10 protein-coding genes are annotated in these 14,835 nt (G+C 71.7%); 6 read left to right on the forward strand and 4 right to left on the reverse strand.

Annotated features, from left to right (window positions below; all coding sequences use genetic code 11):
• Position 1 precedes the first annotated feature (1 nt).
• Complete coding sequence (locus ACRWK7_RS20435) at positions 2-1,699, reverse strand: adenylate/guanylate cyclase domain-containing protein (RefSeq protein ID WP_431858118.1); 1,698 nt, start codon at positions 1,697-1,699, stop codon at positions 2-4.
• Positions 1,700-1,770: 71 nt separating this feature from the next.
• Here ACRWK7_RS20435 and ACRWK7_RS20440 point away from each other — a divergent pair, with 71 nt between their 5' ends.
• Complete coding sequence (locus ACRWK7_RS20440) at positions 1,771-2,460, forward strand: Crp/Fnr family transcriptional regulator (RefSeq protein ID WP_431858119.1); 690 nt, start codon at positions 1,771-1,773, stop codon at positions 2,458-2,460.
• Between the two features lie 55 nt (positions 2,461-2,515).
• Here the strand turns inward: ACRWK7_RS20440 and ACRWK7_RS20445 are convergent, their stop codons facing one another.
• Positions 2,516-3,088, reverse strand: a complete 573-nt coding sequence (locus tag ACRWK7_RS20445; protein WP_431858120.1) for a YceI family protein — start codon at positions 3,086-3,088, stop codon at positions 2,516-2,518.
• A gap of 27 nt (positions 3,089-3,115) precedes the next feature.
• Entirely contained in the window at positions 3,116-3,973 is an 858-nt protein-coding gene (locus ACRWK7_RS20450; RefSeq protein WP_431858121.1) for a hypothetical protein, read from the reverse strand.
• A 156-nt stretch (positions 3,974-4,129) separates the two neighbouring features.
• Between ACRWK7_RS20450 and ACRWK7_RS20455 the strand changes: the two genes are divergently transcribed.
• Entirely contained in the window at positions 4,130-4,924 is a 795-nt protein-coding gene (locus ACRWK7_RS20455) for a phosphodiesterase (RefSeq protein ID WP_431858122.1), read from the forward strand.
• Between the two features lie 28 nt (positions 4,925-4,952).
• On the opposite strand, the gene uxuA is transcribed toward ACRWK7_RS20455, so the two are convergent.
• A complete protein-coding gene (gene uxuA, locus ACRWK7_RS20460; RefSeq protein ID WP_431858123.1) occupies positions 4,953-6,002 on the reverse strand; it encodes a mannonate dehydratase in 1,050 nt (349 codons plus the stop codon).
• A 228-nt stretch (positions 6,003-6,230) separates the two neighbouring features.
• Between uxuA and ACRWK7_RS20465 the strand changes: the two genes are divergently transcribed.
• The 4 genes from ACRWK7_RS20465 (at position 6,231) to ACRWK7_RS20480 (ending at position 14,600) form a co-directional block, all read left to right on the forward strand.
• Positions 6,231-6,965: a FadR/GntR family transcriptional regulator gene (locus ACRWK7_RS20465; RefSeq protein ID WP_431858124.1), complete on the forward strand. Its 735-nt coding sequence runs from the start codon at positions 6,231-6,233 to the stop codon at positions 6,963-6,965.
• A gap of 84 nt (positions 6,966-7,049) precedes the next feature.
• A complete protein-coding gene (locus tag ACRWK7_RS20470) occupies positions 7,050-8,315 on the forward strand; it encodes an efflux RND transporter periplasmic adaptor subunit (RefSeq protein ID WP_431858125.1) in 1,266 nt (421 codons plus the stop codon).
• On the forward strand, positions 8,312-11,515 hold the full coding sequence (locus ACRWK7_RS20475) for a multidrug efflux RND transporter permease subunit (protein ID WP_431858126.1): 3,204 nt from the start codon (positions 8,312-8,314) through the stop codon (positions 11,513-11,515). The genes ACRWK7_RS20470 and ACRWK7_RS20475 overlap by 4 nt, the downstream gene beginning before the upstream one ends.
• 4 nt (positions 11,516-11,519) lie before the next feature.
• The gene (locus tag ACRWK7_RS20480) at positions 11,520-14,600 is read left to right on the forward strand and encodes a multidrug efflux RND transporter permease subunit (RefSeq protein WP_431858127.1); all 3,081 of its coding nucleotides are present in this window, start codon (positions 11,520-11,522) and stop codon (positions 14,598-14,600) included.
• Positions 14,601-14,835: the final 235 nt, after the last annotated feature.

The following is a 14,835-nucleotide window of genomic DNA, read 5'->3' on the forward strand; positions in this document are numbered from 1 at the left end:
GTCAGCCCCCCTCCAGCGCGCCCATCAGATCCTCCCGGCGGTGCACCAGCCGCACCGCCAATGTGCCCTCCCGGCCGCGGATCGCCACCTCGCGGCGGTCCAGCCGGTCGGGGGCGCGGCAGCCGGCCAGCACCGCCACCTTGTCCGACAGGATCACCGTGGCGCCGAAATCCTTGGTCAGCTCCTCCAGTCGCGCGGCGACGTTGCCTGGGTCGCCGATGAACTGGATCGAGCCCGAGGTGCCGCAGCCGGTCGGCCCCACCACCGCCACCCCGGTGTGGATGCCGATGCCGAAGCCCAGCGGCGCCTCCAGCTCCTCGGCCAGCTCCCGGCTGAGATCGCCGATCTCCCGCCACAGGGCCTCGGCGGCGCGCAGCGCGCTGGCGGCGGAGGCGCCGGGGTCGGCCTCGTCGGCGAACATGCCCATGACGCCGTCGCCGGCGATGGCAGTGACGTAGCCGCCGTGCCGCCGCACCACCTCCCCCACCACCTGCAGGTAGCGCCCGACGATGAACAGCGCGTCGTACGGCAGCCGCGCCGCCGCCAGCGAGGTCGAGCCGCGCAGGTCGATGAACAGTGCGGTGATCGGCAGTTCGCGGCCCGTCGCCGGCCCCTCCTCGATCGCCACCGGCACCGCGGCGCCGTCGCGCGGGGTGAGCAGCGGCGCCACCGTCAGGTCGGACGTGGGGCGCAGCTGGCAGGCCAGCCGCACCGACGGCGGCGCCGCCATCCGCTCCAGCACCGCGGCCTCGGTCGGGTTGGGCGCCGGCAGCGCCCCTACCCCACCCGACACCCGCACCCGGCAGGTCGAGCAGCGCCCGCGCCCGCCGCACAGCGCCATGTGCGGGATGCCGGCGGCGCGGCTCGCTTCCAGCACCGAGGTGCCGCGCGGCACCACCACCACGCGCCCGCCCGGATAGGTCACCCGCACCGGGTTGGACCGCTTGGCGTGCCAGTTGCGCAGCTGCCGCAGGCCGATGGTGCCGACCAGCAGCAGCACGTAGCCGTCGACCAGCCAGCCGCTCAGCTGGGCCAGGGCGGCGCGGCCGGCGGCGTCCTCCGGATTGGCCGGCGGGTTGGCGACGGCAGCGACCGCGGGCTCGGCGCCGACGCGCCGCTCGACGTCCCAGGCGCCGTTGAAGATCCCGGCCAGCGCCAGCAGCGGCAGGCTCAGCGCCAGCGCCCCCAGCACCGGCGCCCAGCGGCGGTACCAGGGCTTCACCAGCAGCCAGCCACGCACGCCGATGCAGCCGTGCAGCCAGAGGATCAGCAAGAGCACGATCTGCCGCGGCAACATCAGGTCGGGCGACACCATCCAGTACAGGTAGAGCGCCCGGGTGTAGGTGAGCTGCGTGCCGGTGATCTCGTCGGAGAACAGGCCGGCCATGCCGTGCGAGATCAGCAGGATCGGGATGCACAGGCCGAGGCCGAGCTGCCACGCCTCGGTCGCCGGCATGCGCAGGTGGCGCCGCCGGTACAGCGCCCACAACCCCAACCCGCCATGCGTCAGCACCGAGGCGACCAGCAGCGCTTCCCCCGGCAGCGTCCGCCACGGCCACAGCAGCACGGTGCGCGCCGTCTCCATCGCGGGCAGAAGCAGCAGTCCCGTGGCGTGCGCCAGGAAATGGCTGGTGGCGAAGGTGAACAGCAGCAGCCCGGTGAACAGGCGCAACGGGCGTTCGATGGGGCGCGGGGTCATGCCGGGGGCGTGTGGTGGTGCGGGCGGCGATCTTATGGGATCATCCGCCGGCTTTCCAATGACGGGGATGCATGTCTCGGCCGACCGATACCCTGGCGGGGTTCCCGCTGTTCCGCTCGCTGGACCCAGCGGAGCTGGCCGCGCTGTCGGCGCGCTGCCTGTGGCGGCGGGTCGAGGCCGGGCAGTGGATCATCGACCACGAGGACGAGGGCACCGACGTGTTCTTCGTGCTGGCCGGGCTGGTGCGGGTGACGATCCGCGCCGTGTCGGGGCGCGAGGTGATCCTGCGCGACATCCCCGCGGGGGAGTTCTTCGGCGAGATGGCGGCCATCGACGGCAAGGCGCGTTCCGCCGGGATCGTCGCGGTGACCGGCGCCACGGTGGCGCGCATGCCGGCCTCGCTGTTCCGCGAGTGCATCCACCGCCACCCGGACGTCTGCGACCAGGTGCTGCGCCTGCTGACCGGCGAGATCCGCAAGCTGGCCGGCCGGGTGAACGAGTTCAACACGCTGGACGTGAAGCACCGCATCTACGCCGAACTGCTGCGGCTGGCGCGGCCGGACGGGCGCGGCGCGGTGGTCTCCCCACCTCCGCCGCACGCCGATCTGGCGGGACGGGTCGGCACCCGGCGCGAGGCGGTGTCGCGGGTGCTCTCGGCGCTGGAAAAGGAGGGATTGCTGGAGAAGCGGCGCGGCGCGCTGGCGCTGCACGACCCTGCGGCGCTCGAGGAGCGGGTGCGGCGGGCGATGGAGGATGGATGAGTCAGGCGAAAGGGCGGCGCATGCGCACCGCCCCCGTCTGTGGAACGGTCCAGCCTTACGACTTGACCGCCTCGGCCTCGATCAGCAGCTGGATCTCGTCGCCAATGTTCGGCGCGCCGTACTTCATGCCGAAGTCGGTGCGCTTCACCGTGCCGCGGGCGGAGAAGCCGACGGTCTCCAGCTTGCTGGCCGGGCTGACGCCTTCTTTGTTGAAGGTGACGTCGAGGATCACCGGCTTGGTGGTGCCCAGCATGGTCAGGTCGCCGTGCAGCTTGCCGGTCCTGTCGCCGGTCTTCTCGATCTTCGTGCTCTTGAAGGTGATCTGCGGGAACTCCTTGGCGTTGAAGAAGTCCGGCGAGCGCAGGTGCTCGTCGCGCTTGGCGTGCGCGGTGTCGACGCTGGCGGCGTCGATGGTCACCTTCAGCGCGCTGTTCTGCACCGCGTCCTTGTCGAAGGAGACCTCGCCCGCAGCGGTGTTGAAGCGGCCGATCACGTTGGAAAAGCCGAGGTGGTTGACGATGAACGCCACGCTCATGTGCGAGGGGTCGAGCTTGTAGGCGACCGGCGCGGCCTGCGCGGTGGCGGTGACGGAGGCCAGGAGAGCGGCGGCGAACAGAACGGTCTTCATGATGGTCTTTCCTAGGAGGATGGAGGGTTAGTAGCCGGACGCTTCGGTGCCGACGGAGAGCAGAAGGGCGATGCCGACGGCCGCCACGGCGGGCACGACGGCGATGACGGTGAGGGCGACGGTGCCGGCGGCGCGGCCGAAGGCCGTCTCGGGCAGCGGCAGGCGGTCGCGCAGCCGGTCGGCGAAGAAGGCCGGCAGGACGGCGACCAGGGCCTCCGCCGGAGCCGAGGAGAAGAAGGTGAGCGCGGCGGCCAGCAGCACCAGGATGCCGAGCGCGGCCTGACCCGCGGTGCCCCAGCCATGGTGCTCGACCGGCCAGTTCCACAGCAGCAGCCCGCCGGTGGCCGCCGCCAAGGCGAAGGCGAGCTGCGCCACCGAGGCCGAGGCGCCGACCAGCGCCACGCCGCCGACGCCCAGCGCCGCCGCCAGCAACACCACGCCCGGCGTCGCCGCACCGGCGACTCCATGGGAGGCGGTGCGCGACAGCGCGAACCACGCGGCAGCCACCAGCACCACGGCGGCGGTGACGGTCGGCAGGCCGCCCGGCAGCACCGGGTAGGCGACCCAGGCGAGCGCCGCCGTCAGCCACACGCCGACCAGCAGCGAGCCGCGCTTCGGCTCCAACCCCGCCAGATCGGCGGCGACGCCGAGAACCACGCCGGCCACCGCGCTCCAGAACAGGCGGCCCATGCTGGACGGCGGCGGCAGCGCCGGCACGCCGACGATCAGCGCGTAGGCGGCGAGGAACGCCAACGCCACGCCCGCGGCGGCCAACCGCCGGCCGCGCGCCGGCCCGGCGGCGAAGCGCAGCAGCCCGACGCCGACCAGGCCGGCCAGCAGGGGAAAGACGGCGGTCTGCACCACCAGATCATCGAGCAGGGACATCAGGGTCACTCCGGGAAGCGGCGGGACGGACCATGCCCCCGGACGGCGCCGATGCCTGTGCGAAAACGCACATCGCGGCACGGCCGGCCAATTGGGGGCTTCCGCGCCGCCGCGATCCGCCGCAGCCTGCGGAAAGCGCCTGCCGGAGGAACGCCGATGCTCATCGCCCAGCTCACCGACCCGCACATCAAGGGGCCGGGCCGCCTGCTCTGCCGCCGCGTCGACACCGCGTCGCTCCTCGCCGGGGCGGTGGCGGCGGTGAACGCGCTGAGCACGCCGCCCGACGTGGTGCTGCTGACCGGCGACCTGGTGGACGCCGGCCGGCCGGAGGAGTACGGGCTGCTGCGCGAGATCCTGCAGCCGCTGAAGGCCCCCGTGCTGCCGGTTCCCGGCAACCACGACGAACGCGGCGCGTTGGCCGCGTCCTTCCCCGACGTGCCCTTCCTGCCGCGCGGCGGCGCCTTCGTGCAGTACGCGGTGGAGGACTGGCCGGTGCGGCTGATCGGCCTGGACACCACCGTGCCCGGCGCCGTCGGCGGGGCAATGTGCGCCGAGCGGCTGGCGTGGCTGGACGCCACGCTGTCGGAGCAGCCGGAGCGGCCGACGGTGCTGTTCCTGCACCATCCGCCGTTCCGCACCGGCATCGGCCACATGGACAGCTTCGGCTTCGAGGGCATGGACGCGTTCGCCGCCGTGGTGCGCCGCCACCCGCAGGTGGAGCGCGCGCTGTGCGGCCACATGCACCGCCCGATCCAGCGGCGCTGGGCCGGCACGCTGGCGTCGACGGCGCCGTCCACCGCGCATCAGGTCGCGCTCGACCTCAGCGCGGGCGGGCCGGCCTGCTTCATCATGGAGCCGCCGGGATTCCAACTGCACCTCTGGCACGAGGACACCGGGCTGGTCAGCCACACCGCGTCCATCGGTCCTTGGGACGGGCCGCACCCCTTCTAGGGCGGACTCCGCCTTGCCATGAAGCGGCTCACCCCTGGCTCTCGGCCTTGGCGATGCCTTCCCACAGGCCGTTCAGGTAGACGGCCCCGAGCGCGCGGTCGTAGAGGCCGTAGCCGGGCTTGCCGGTCTCGCCCCAGATCATGCGGCCGTGGTCGGGACGGACGTAACCGTCGAAGCCGGCCTCGTAATAGGCCTTCACGATCTCGGCCATGTCGAGCGAGCCGTCCGCCGAGCGGTGGCTGGTCTCGTGGAAGTCGCCGGCCTCGGTGACCTTGACGTTGCGCAGGTGCGCGAAGTGGATCCGCTTGCGGCCGGCGAACTCCCGCACCATGGCGGGGATGTCGTTCTTGCAGGACGCCCCCAGCGAGCCCGAGCACAGCGTCAACCCGTTGGCCGGGTCATCGACGATGGCAAGCAGCCGCGCGAGGTCGTCGCGGTTCTTCACGATGCGCGGCAGGCCGAAGATCGGGCGGGGCGGATCGTCCGGGTGGATGGCCATGCGGATACCGGCCTCGGCGGCGACCGGGATGACGCGCTTCAGGAAGTGTTCGAGGTTCTGCCACAGGGCCTCTTCATCGACCGCCGCGTATTCGGCGAGCAGTGCCCGAAGCTCCTCCGGACGGTAGCTGGCGTCCCATCCCGGCAGCGAAATGCCCTGGCTGACGTCGATCCGATCGACGGTCTCGACGTCGAAGGACAGGGTCGTCGATCCGTCCGGCAGGCGCATGTCGAGCGCGGTGCGCGTCCAGTCGAACACCGGCATGAAGTTGTAGCAGACCACCTGGATGCCGCACCGGGCGAGGTTACGCAGCGTGGTGCAGTAGTTGTCGATCAGGCGGTCGCGCGACGGCTTGCCGAGCTTGATGTCCTCGTGGACCGGCACGCTCTCGATCACGTCCAGCGTCAGGCCGTGCGCCTCCACCTTGTCCTTGAGCGCCTGGATGGTGGCGACCGGCCACGGCTCCCCGACCGGCACGTCGTAGACGGCGGAGACGATGCCGTGCATGCCCGGGATCTGACGGATGTGGCTGAGCGGCACCGGGTCGCTGTCGCCGTACCACCGGAACGTCATCTTCATGATCTGCCCTCAAAGGAAACGCCCGAACGCGGGAGCGCCGGCCCCGCACGGCTTGGTGGACTGGAGGTCTACTGGCCTGACCAGTGGGCCGACGCTACGCCCGTGCGGGCGGCCCTGGCAAGCGGAATGTTTCTCGCCCGCACGGCTCCGAACGCCTTGATCTTGCCCGGTGGCGGACGCATTCCTATGCGCACCGCACCCCCCACCACCCCTCCGGAGTAGCGACCCATGGACCTGCCGACGATCAAGGTCGAGCGCCTGTACCGGCAGATCTCGAACGTGCTGATCCAGTACATCCGCGACGGGCACTTCGCGGCGGGCCAGCTGCTGCCCGGGGAACGCGACCTGGCGAAGCAGCTGGGGGTCAGCCGGTCGTCGGTGCGCGAGGCGCTGATCGCACTGGAGATCAACGGATGGGTGGAGATCCGGACCGGGCATGGGGTGTACGTCTCCCGTAAGCTTCCCGACCAGGAGGCGGTCCCGAACGACGAGGGCGTCGGCGTCGCGGACCTGATGGAAGCCAGGGAGGCCATCGAGGGCGAGATCGCCGCGCTGGCGGCGCGGAAGGCCACCGACGCTCAGCTGGCCGACCTCGCCCGGCTGGTCGCGGAGATGGAGGGCACCCTGGGCGACAGGACGGCCTTCCACGACCACGACCGGCGCTTTCATGAATTGATCGGCGCGATGACCGGAAACCCGGTGTTCGTCGAGATCACCGACCTGCTGTGGAAGAAGCGGCGGTCGCCGCATTACAGCAAGTTCGAGGAGCAGTATTCCGGGAACACCATCGCCCGCAGCATGTGCGCCGACCATCGGGCTATCCTGGACGCGCTGAAGGGCCGCAACGCCCGGGCGGCGCGCGCGGCCATGCAGGCCCACATCCGGAACGCGCAGGGCAAGCTGTTCGACGCGGAAACCCCTGGCCCCAAGCGGCGGGCCGCACGGAAGGGGACGCCGGCGTAGTCCCCTCCCCGCGATACCCGCGACGGATCCGGACGGGCGGCCCGTACAAGGGAGAGACCACAACCATCCGCCGCCGCCCGCCCCATGATCATCCGTTGGAAACCGGCCGTCGCCGGGCTCACCGTCGCCCTCGTCGTCGCAGGGGTCGGCTACGCCGTGCAGGATCGGCTGGCGCAGCCGCAGAGCGGCCCGGCCGCGGCCGGGCGGCGGGCCTTCGGAGGGCCGGTGCCGGTGGTGGCCGGCACCGTCGGGCGCGAGGACGTGCCGATCTGGCTGGACGGCATCGGCACCGTGCAGGCATTCAACAGCGTCACCGTGCGCGTCCGCGTGGACGGCGAGCTGCAGCAGGTCGCCTTCGCCGAGGGGCAGACGGTCCAGGCCGGCGACGTGCTGGCGCGCATCGACCCGCGCCCGCTCCAGGCCCAGCTCGCCCAGGCCGAGGCCAAGAAGGCGCAGGACGAGGCGCAGCTCGCCAACGCCCGGCGCGACCTGGAGCGCAACCTGAACCTGCGCGAGTACGCCTCCAAGCAGACGGTGGACACCCAGCGGGCCCAGGTGGCGCAGTTCGAGGCGCTGGTCCGCTCCGACGACGCGGCCATCGAGACGGTCAAGGTGCAGCTGGGCTACACCACCATCACCGCGCCCATCGGCGGGCGGATCGGCATCCGCGGCGTCGACCAGGGCAACATCGTCCGCGCGTCCGACCAGAACGGGCTGGCCACCATCACCCAGGTGCAGCCGATCTCGGTGCTGTTCACCCTGCCGGAGCAGGCTCTGCCCCAGGTGCTCGACGCCCAGGCGGCGGGAGTCGTCAAGGTGGTGGCGCTCGACCGCGCCGGGCGGGCGCCGCTGGGTGAAGGAACGCTCGCCGTGGTCGACAACCAGATCGACACCGGCACCGGCACGGTGCGCCTCAAGGCGGTCTTCCCCAACGAGCCGCAACGGCTCTGGCCGGGGCAGTTCGTCAACGTCCGCCTGCTGGCGGCGGTGCGCAAGGGGGGCACGGTGGTGCCGGCCTCGGTGGTCCAGCGCGGCCCGCAGGGCACCTACGCCTACGTCATCAAGGAGGACCAGACGGTCGAGCAGCGCCCCGTCAAGGTGGCGCGCAGCGAGGACACCCGCGCCCTGGTCGACGAGGGGCTGAGCCCCGGCGAGCGCGTGGTGGTGGACGGCCAGTACCGCCTGCAGCCCGGCGCCCGGGTGGCGGCGTCGGAGGCCGCGGCGGGCAACGCCCCGCCGCCCGCGGCGGCCGGCGAGCAGCCGCGCGAGCGGCGCCGCGAGCGGGGCGAAGGCGGCGGCAACGGCCGCCCGAACCGCGGCCAGACCCACGAACCGGCGCCGCAGCCATGAACATCTCCGCCCCGTTCATCCTGCGCCCGGTCGCCACCGCGCTGCTGATGGTGGCGGTGGTGCTGCTGGGCCTGCTGGGGTACCGGATGCTGCCGGTGTCCTCGCTGCCCACGGTGGACTTCCCGACCGTGCAGGTGACGACGCAGCTGCCGGGCGCCAGCCCGGACGTCATCGCCTCGTCGGTCACCGCGCCGCTGGAGCGGCAGCTGGGGCAGATCGCCGGGCTCAGTTCGATGATCTCCACCAGCTCCTTCGGGGTGTCGACCATCGCGCTGCAGTTCAGCCTCAGCCGCAACATCGACGCGGCGGCGCAGGACGTGCAGTCGGCGATCAGCGCCGCGGCCGGCGGCCTGCCCAAGGGGCTGCCCAACCCGCCCACCTACTCCAAGGTCAACCCGGCCGACACGCCGGTGATGGTGCTGGCGCTCAGCTCCGACAGCCTGCCGCTGGAGGTGGTGTCGGACGCCGCCGACACGCTGCTGGCGCAGAAGCTCAGCCAGGTCGACGGCGTCGGCTACGTCGGCATCGAGGGCGGGCTGCGGCCGGCGGTGCGCGTGCAGGTCAACCCGGCCGCCGTCGCCGGCCTCGGCCTGACCATGGAGGACGTGCGCACCACCATCACCCAGGCCAACGTCAACGCGCCCAAGGGCAGCTTCGACGGCCCGCGGCAGGCCTTCTCCATCGGCGCCAACGACCAGATGGCGTCCGCCGCCTCCTACCGGCCGATCATCGTCGCCTACCGCAACGGCGCGCCGGTGCGGTTGCAGGACATCGGCGCGGTGGTGGATTCGGTGGAGAACACGCGCCTCGCCGCGTGGCACGACGGCACGCCGGCGGTGCTGCTGAACATCCAGCGACAGCCCGGCGCCAACATCATCGAGACGGTCGACCGCATCAAGGAGCTGCTCCCCCAGCTCCAAGTCGCCATCCCGCCGCAGATCCGCGTGTCGGTGCTGACCGACCGCACCGACACCATCCGCGCCTCGGTGCGCGACGTGCAGTTCACGCTGGTTCTGACCGCGGCGCTGGTGGTGCTGACCATCTTCCTGTTCCTCCGCAAGGCGTGGGCGACGGTGATCCCGGCGGCGGCGCTGCCGCTGTCGCTGATCGGCACCTTCGGCGTCATGGCGCTGTGCGGCTTCAGCCTCGACAACCTGTCGCTGATGGCGCTGACCATCGCCTCGGGCTTCGTCGTCGACGACGCCATCGTGATGATCGAGAACATCGTCCGCTACATCGAGGAGGGCGACCGGCCGCTCGATGCGGCGCTGAAGGGCGCGCGGCAGATCGGCTTCACCGTGGTGTCGCTGACGGTGTCGCTGATCGCGGTGTTCATCCCGCTGCTGTTCATGGGTGGCGTGGTCGGCCGGCTGTTCCGCGAGTTCGCCATCACGCTGTCCATCGCCGTGGTGGTCTCGGCCATCGTGTCGCTGACCCTGACGCCGATGATGTGCGCGCGCCTGCTGAAGCGCGAGACCGGTGAGGAAGGCCGCCTGTTCCGCTGGACCGAACGGGCCTTCGACGCGGCGCTGGCCGGCTACGCCGCCTCCCTGCGCTTCGTGCTGCGCCACCAGCCGGCGACGCTGCTGGTTGCCATCCTGACGCTGGGCGGCACGCTGTACCTCTACGACGTGGTGCCCAAGGGCTTCCTGCCGCAGCAGGACACCGGCGTCATCATCGGCGTCACCGACGCCGCCCCGTCGATCTCCTTCCGCGCCATGGGCGAGAAGCAGCGCGCGGTGGCGGAGATCGTGAGCCGCGACCCGGACGTGGCGGGGGTGGCGAGCTTCGTCGGCGCCGGCACGGTGAACGCCACCAACAACACCGGCCGCCTGACCATCGCGCTGAAGCCCCGCGACCAGCGCGCGGCGTCCGCCGAGGAGATCGTCGCCCGCCTGCGCGCCGCCACGGCGAACCTCGAGGGCGTGTCGCTGTTCATGCAGGCGGTGCAGGACGTGCAGACCGACGCCCGCGTCAGCCGCACCCAGTTCCAGTACGTCCTCCAGGACCCCGACCCGCAGGAGCTGGCCGCCTGGGCGCCGCGCCTGCTCACCGCCCTGCGCGCCCGGCCGGAGCTGGCCGACGTGGCGAGCGACCAGCAGCCCGACGGCCTGCAGGTCTTCCTGCGCATCGACCGCGACGCGGCGTCCCGCCTGCGCGTGCTGCCGCAGGCCATCGACGACACGCTGTACGACGCCTTCGGCCAGCGGCAGGTCTCCACCATCTACACGCAGACCAACCAGTACCGCGTCATCTTGGAGGTCGAGCCGGGCTTCCAGATGGACCCGGACTCGCTGTCCAAGATCTACGTGAAGTCGCAGACGGGCCAAGCGGTGCCGCTGAACGCCCTGGTGGCGGTGGAGCGCACCACGGCGCCGCTGGTCATCACCCACCAGGGGCAGTTCCCGTCGGTGACGCTGTCCTTCAACGTGGCGGCCGGCGCCTCGCTGGGCCACGCGGTGCAGGCGATCCAGGAGGCGCAGGCGGAGATCGGCTTCCCCGACACCGTCTCGGCCACCTTCACCGGCACGGCGGCGGAGTTCCGCTCCTCGCTCGCCAGCCAGCCCTGGCTGATCCTCGCCGCGGTGGTCGCCGTCTACATCGTGCTGGGCATCCTGTACGAGAGCACCATCCACCCGATCACCATCCTGTCCACGCTGCCGTCGGCCGGCATCGGCGCGCTGCTGGCGCTGATGGCGACCGGCAACGACCTGTCGCTGATCGCGCTGGTCGGCATCGTGCTGCTGATCGGCATCGTCAAGAAGAACGCCATCATGATGATCGACTTCGCCCTGGAGGCCGAGCGCGAGCGCGGCCTGCCCCCGGAGCGCTCGATCTACGAGGCGTCGCTGCTGCGCTTCCGGCCGATCATGATGACGACCTTCGCGGCACTGCTGGGCGCGCTGCCGCTGGCGCTGGAGCATGGCACGGGGTCGGAGCTGCGCCGGCCGCTCGGCATCGCCATCGTCGGCGGGCTGCTGCTGAGCCAGGTCCTGACGCTCTACACCACGCCGGTGGTCTACCTGTACATGGACCGCCTGGGCGCGTGGCTGAAGGGCGGGCGTAAAGCCCTCTCCCCCCTGGGGAGAGGGTTGGGCGAGGGGGCTCTGGCATCGCGTCCGCTCCCGGTCCCCCGTGAACCCCCTCACCCTGCCCCTCTCCCCGGAGGGGAGAGGGAAAAGACGTCGGCGGCGGAGTAGCGCCATGGGCCTCTCCACCCCCTTCATCCATCGCCCGGTCGGCACCTCGCTCCTGATGGTGGGGGTGCTGCTGCTGGGGATCGTCGCCTACCGGTTCCTGCCGGTCGCCTCGCTGCCGCAGGTGGAGTTCCCGACCATCGTCGTCTCCGCGTCGCTGCCCGGCGCCAGCCCGGAGATCATGGCCTCCACCGTCGCGACACCCCTGGAGCGCCGGCTGGCTCGCATCGCCGACGTGACGGAGATCACCTCGAACAGCACGCTGGGCTCCACCTCCGTCGTCGTCCAGTTCGACCTCGGCCGCGACATCGAGGCGGCGTCGCGCGACGTGCAGGCGGCCATCAACGCGGCCGGCGGCGACCTGCCGAAGGACCTGCCCAACCCGCCGCGCATGCGCCGGGTCAACCCGGCCGACGCGCCGGTGCTGGTGCTGGCGGTGACCTCCGACACGCTGGCGCCGGGCGACGTCTTCAACCTCGCCGACACGGTCATCGGCCAGCGCCTGTCGCAGATCGAGGGCGTCTCCCAGGTCAGCATCAGCGGCGCGGAGAAGTCCGCCGTGCGGGTGCGCGCCAACGCCGCGGCGCTGGCGTCCATGGGCCTCAGCCTGGAGGACGTGCGCGCCGCCATCTCCCAGGCCAACGCCAACGCGCCCAAGGGCAGCTTCGACGGGAACCGGGAGAACTGGGCGATCGGCGCCGACGACCAGCTGTTCGGCGCCGAGGCCTACCGCAACCTGATCGTCGCCGAGAAGGGCGGTGCCGTGGTGCGCCTGTCGGCGGTCGCCTCGGTCATCGACGCCACCGAGAACGCCCGCGTCGCCGCCTGGTACAACGGCAAGCGCGCCGTGCTGGTGCAGGTGCAGAAGCAGACCGGCGCCAACGTGGTGGAGACGGTCGACCGCGTCTACGCCGAGCTGCCGCAGCTGGAGCGCTGGCTGCCGCCCGGCGTCAACGTGTCGGAGCGCACCGACCGCACGCCGACCATCCGCGCCTCGATCCGCGACGTGCAGTTCACCCTGGCGCTGACCGTCGCGCTGGTGGTGATGGTGATGTTCCTGTTCCTGCGCCGCGTCTCGGCGACACTGATCCCGGCCGCGGCGGTGCCGCTGTCACTGGCCGGCACCTTCGCCGCCATGTGGGCCTGCGGCTACAGCCTCGACAACCTGTCGCTGATGGCGCTGACCATCTCGGTCGGCTTCGTGGTGGACGACGCCATCGTCGTGGTCGAGAACGTGGTCCGCCACATCGAGGAGGGCATGCGCCCCCTGGCCGCCGCGGTGAAGGGCGCCCGACAGGTGGCGTTCACCGTGGTGTCGATCAGCCTGTCGCTGGTCGCGGTGTTCATCCCCATCCTGTTCATGGGCGGCATCATCGGCCGCTATTTCCGCGAGTTCGCGGTGACGCTGTCGGTCGCCATCGGCGTGTCGGCCTTCGTGTCGCTGACGCTGACGCCGATGATGTGCGCGACGCTGCTGCGCGCCGAGGCCGGGCGCGCGCCGCCCGGCCTGTTATCCCGCCTGCTGGAGCGCGGCTGGAACGCGGTGCACCGCGCCTACGCCGCCGGACTGGACTGGGTGCTGCTGCACCGGGCGGTGATGCTGCTGGCGACCCTCGCCACCGTGGCGGCCAGCGTCTGGCTCTACACCGCGATCCCCAAGGGCTTCTTCCCGCAGCAGGATACGGGCCTGCTGTTCGGGACCACCGACGCGCCGCCGGACATCTCCTTCCAGGCCATGCTGGCCCGCCAGCGCGCCATCCAGGAGGCGGTGGCCGGCGACCCGGCGGTGGAGGGGGTGGGCTCCTTCATCGGCGGCGGCATGTCGGGCAGCACCGGACGGCTGTTCGTCACGCTCAAGCCGCAGACCGAGCGCGAGCCCATCGACGTCGTGATCAACCGCCTGCGCGGCCGGACCCAGCACGTGCAGGGGGTGCGGCTGTTCCTGCAGCCGGTGTCGGACATCCGCATCGGCGGGCGCACCGGCCAGTCGCAGTACATCTACGCGCTCCAGGACACCGACCTGTCCGAGCTGAACGCCTGGGCGCCGCGGTTGGTCGCCAAGCTGCGCACCGTGCCGGAGCTGCGCGACGTCGGCAACGACCAGCAGAACGGCGGGCTGCGCTCCATGGTCACCATCGACCGTGACGCTGCCTCGCGCCTGGGCGTGGCGTTGCAGGACGTGGACGCGGCGCTCTACGACTCCTTCGGGCAGCGGCAGGTCTCCACCATGTACGCCATGCAGAACCAGCACCACGTGGTGCTGGAGGTGGACCCGGCGCAGCAGCAGGGGCCGGACGGGTTGAACCGGGTGTTCGTCAAGGCGCGCGACGGCCGCATGGTGCCGCTGGCGGCGCTGGCGCGGTTCGAGACGCTGTCGGCGCCGCTCTCCGTCCAGCACCAGGGGCAATTCCCGGTGGCGAACCTGTCCTTCAACCTCGCCCCCGGCGTCTCGCTGGGCGAGGCCACCGTCGCGGTGCGCAAGGCGGCGGAGGAGATCGGCATGCCGCCCAGCATTCGGGGCGGCTTCGCCGGCAACGCCAAGGCGTTCCGCGATTCGCTCTCGTCGCAGCCCCTGCTGATCCTGGCGGCGCTGATCACCGTCTACATCGTGCTGGGCGTGCTGTACGAGAGCACGCTGCACCCGCTGACCATCCTGTCGACGCTGCCCTCGGCCGGGCTCGGCGCGCTGCTGGCGCTGGTGCTGGCCGGGCAGGACCTGTCCATCGTGGCGATGATCGGCATCGTGCTGCTGATCGGCATCGTCAAGAAGAACGCCATCATGATGATCGACTTCGCCCTGGAGGCCGAGCGCGAACGCGGCCTGCCGCCCTTCGAGGCGATCCGCGAGGCGGCGCTGGTGCGCTTCCGCCCGATCATGATGACGACCTTCGCGGCGCTCTTGGGCGCCGTGCCGCTGGCCTTCGACTACGGAACGGGCGGCGAGCTGCGCCGGCCGCTCGGCATCGCCATCATGGGCGGGCTGATCGTCAGCCAGATCCTGACGCTCTACACCACGCCGGTGGTCTATCTGGCGCTGGAGCGGCTGGCGCAGCGCCGCGGCGCGCGGCACCGGCTGGCGGCGGAGTGAGCGCGATGGCGACTTTTTGCCCCCTCCCTAACCCTCCCCCGCCTTCGGCGGTGGAGGGAACTCCGCCGTTGCGCCGGCAGTCCCCTCGCCCGCGGAGCGGGGGAGGGTTAGGGAGGGGGCAAGGTGCTCCCACGCGCCGCGTGCGCCGCACGCCGGAAGCGCTTATGGTCGGCGGAGGCATCCTATGCTGGCAGCGCTGAGAGGATGGCATGCGGTCTGGCCCGCGCGTTCGCCG

It is taken from the genome of Azospirillum sp. (assembly GCF_050789165.1).

Bases quoted from the DNA above. Each gene is read 5' to 3' on its own strand.
- ACRWK7_RS20435 (WP_431858118.1), bottom strand. From the start codon at position 1,699: ATGACCCCGCGCCCCATCGAACGCCCGTTGCGCCTGTTCACCGGGCTG.
- ACRWK7_RS20440 (WP_431858119.1), top strand. From the start codon at position 1,771: ATGTCTCGGCCGACCGATACCCTGGCGGGGTTCCCGCTGTTCCGCTCG.
- ACRWK7_RS20445 (WP_431858120.1), bottom strand. From the start codon at position 3,088: ATGAAGACCGTTCTGTTCGCCGCCGCTCTCCTGGCCTCCGTCACCGCC.
- ACRWK7_RS20450 (WP_431858121.1), bottom strand. From the start codon at position 3,973: ATGTCCCTGCTCGATGATCTGGTGGTGCAGACCGCCGTCTTTCCCCTG.
- ACRWK7_RS20455 (WP_431858122.1), top strand. From the start codon at position 4,130: ATGCTCATCGCCCAGCTCACCGACCCGCACATCAAGGGGCCGGGCCGC.
- uxuA (WP_431858123.1), bottom strand. From the start codon at position 6,002: ATGAAGATGACGTTCCGGTGGTACGGCGACAGCGACCCGGTGCCGCTC.
- ACRWK7_RS20465 (WP_431858124.1), top strand. From the start codon at position 6,231: ATGGACCTGCCGACGATCAAGGTCGAGCGCCTGTACCGGCAGATCTCG.
- ACRWK7_RS20470 (WP_431858125.1), top strand. From the start codon at position 7,050: ATGATCATCCGTTGGAAACCGGCCGTCGCCGGGCTCACCGTCGCCCTC.
- ACRWK7_RS20475 (WP_431858126.1), top strand. From the start codon at position 8,312: ATGAACATCTCCGCCCCGTTCATCCTGCGCCCGGTCGCCACCGCGCTG.
- ACRWK7_RS20480 (WP_431858127.1), top strand. From the start codon at position 11,520: ATGGGCCTCTCCACCCCCTTCATCCATCGCCCGGTCGGCACCTCGCTC.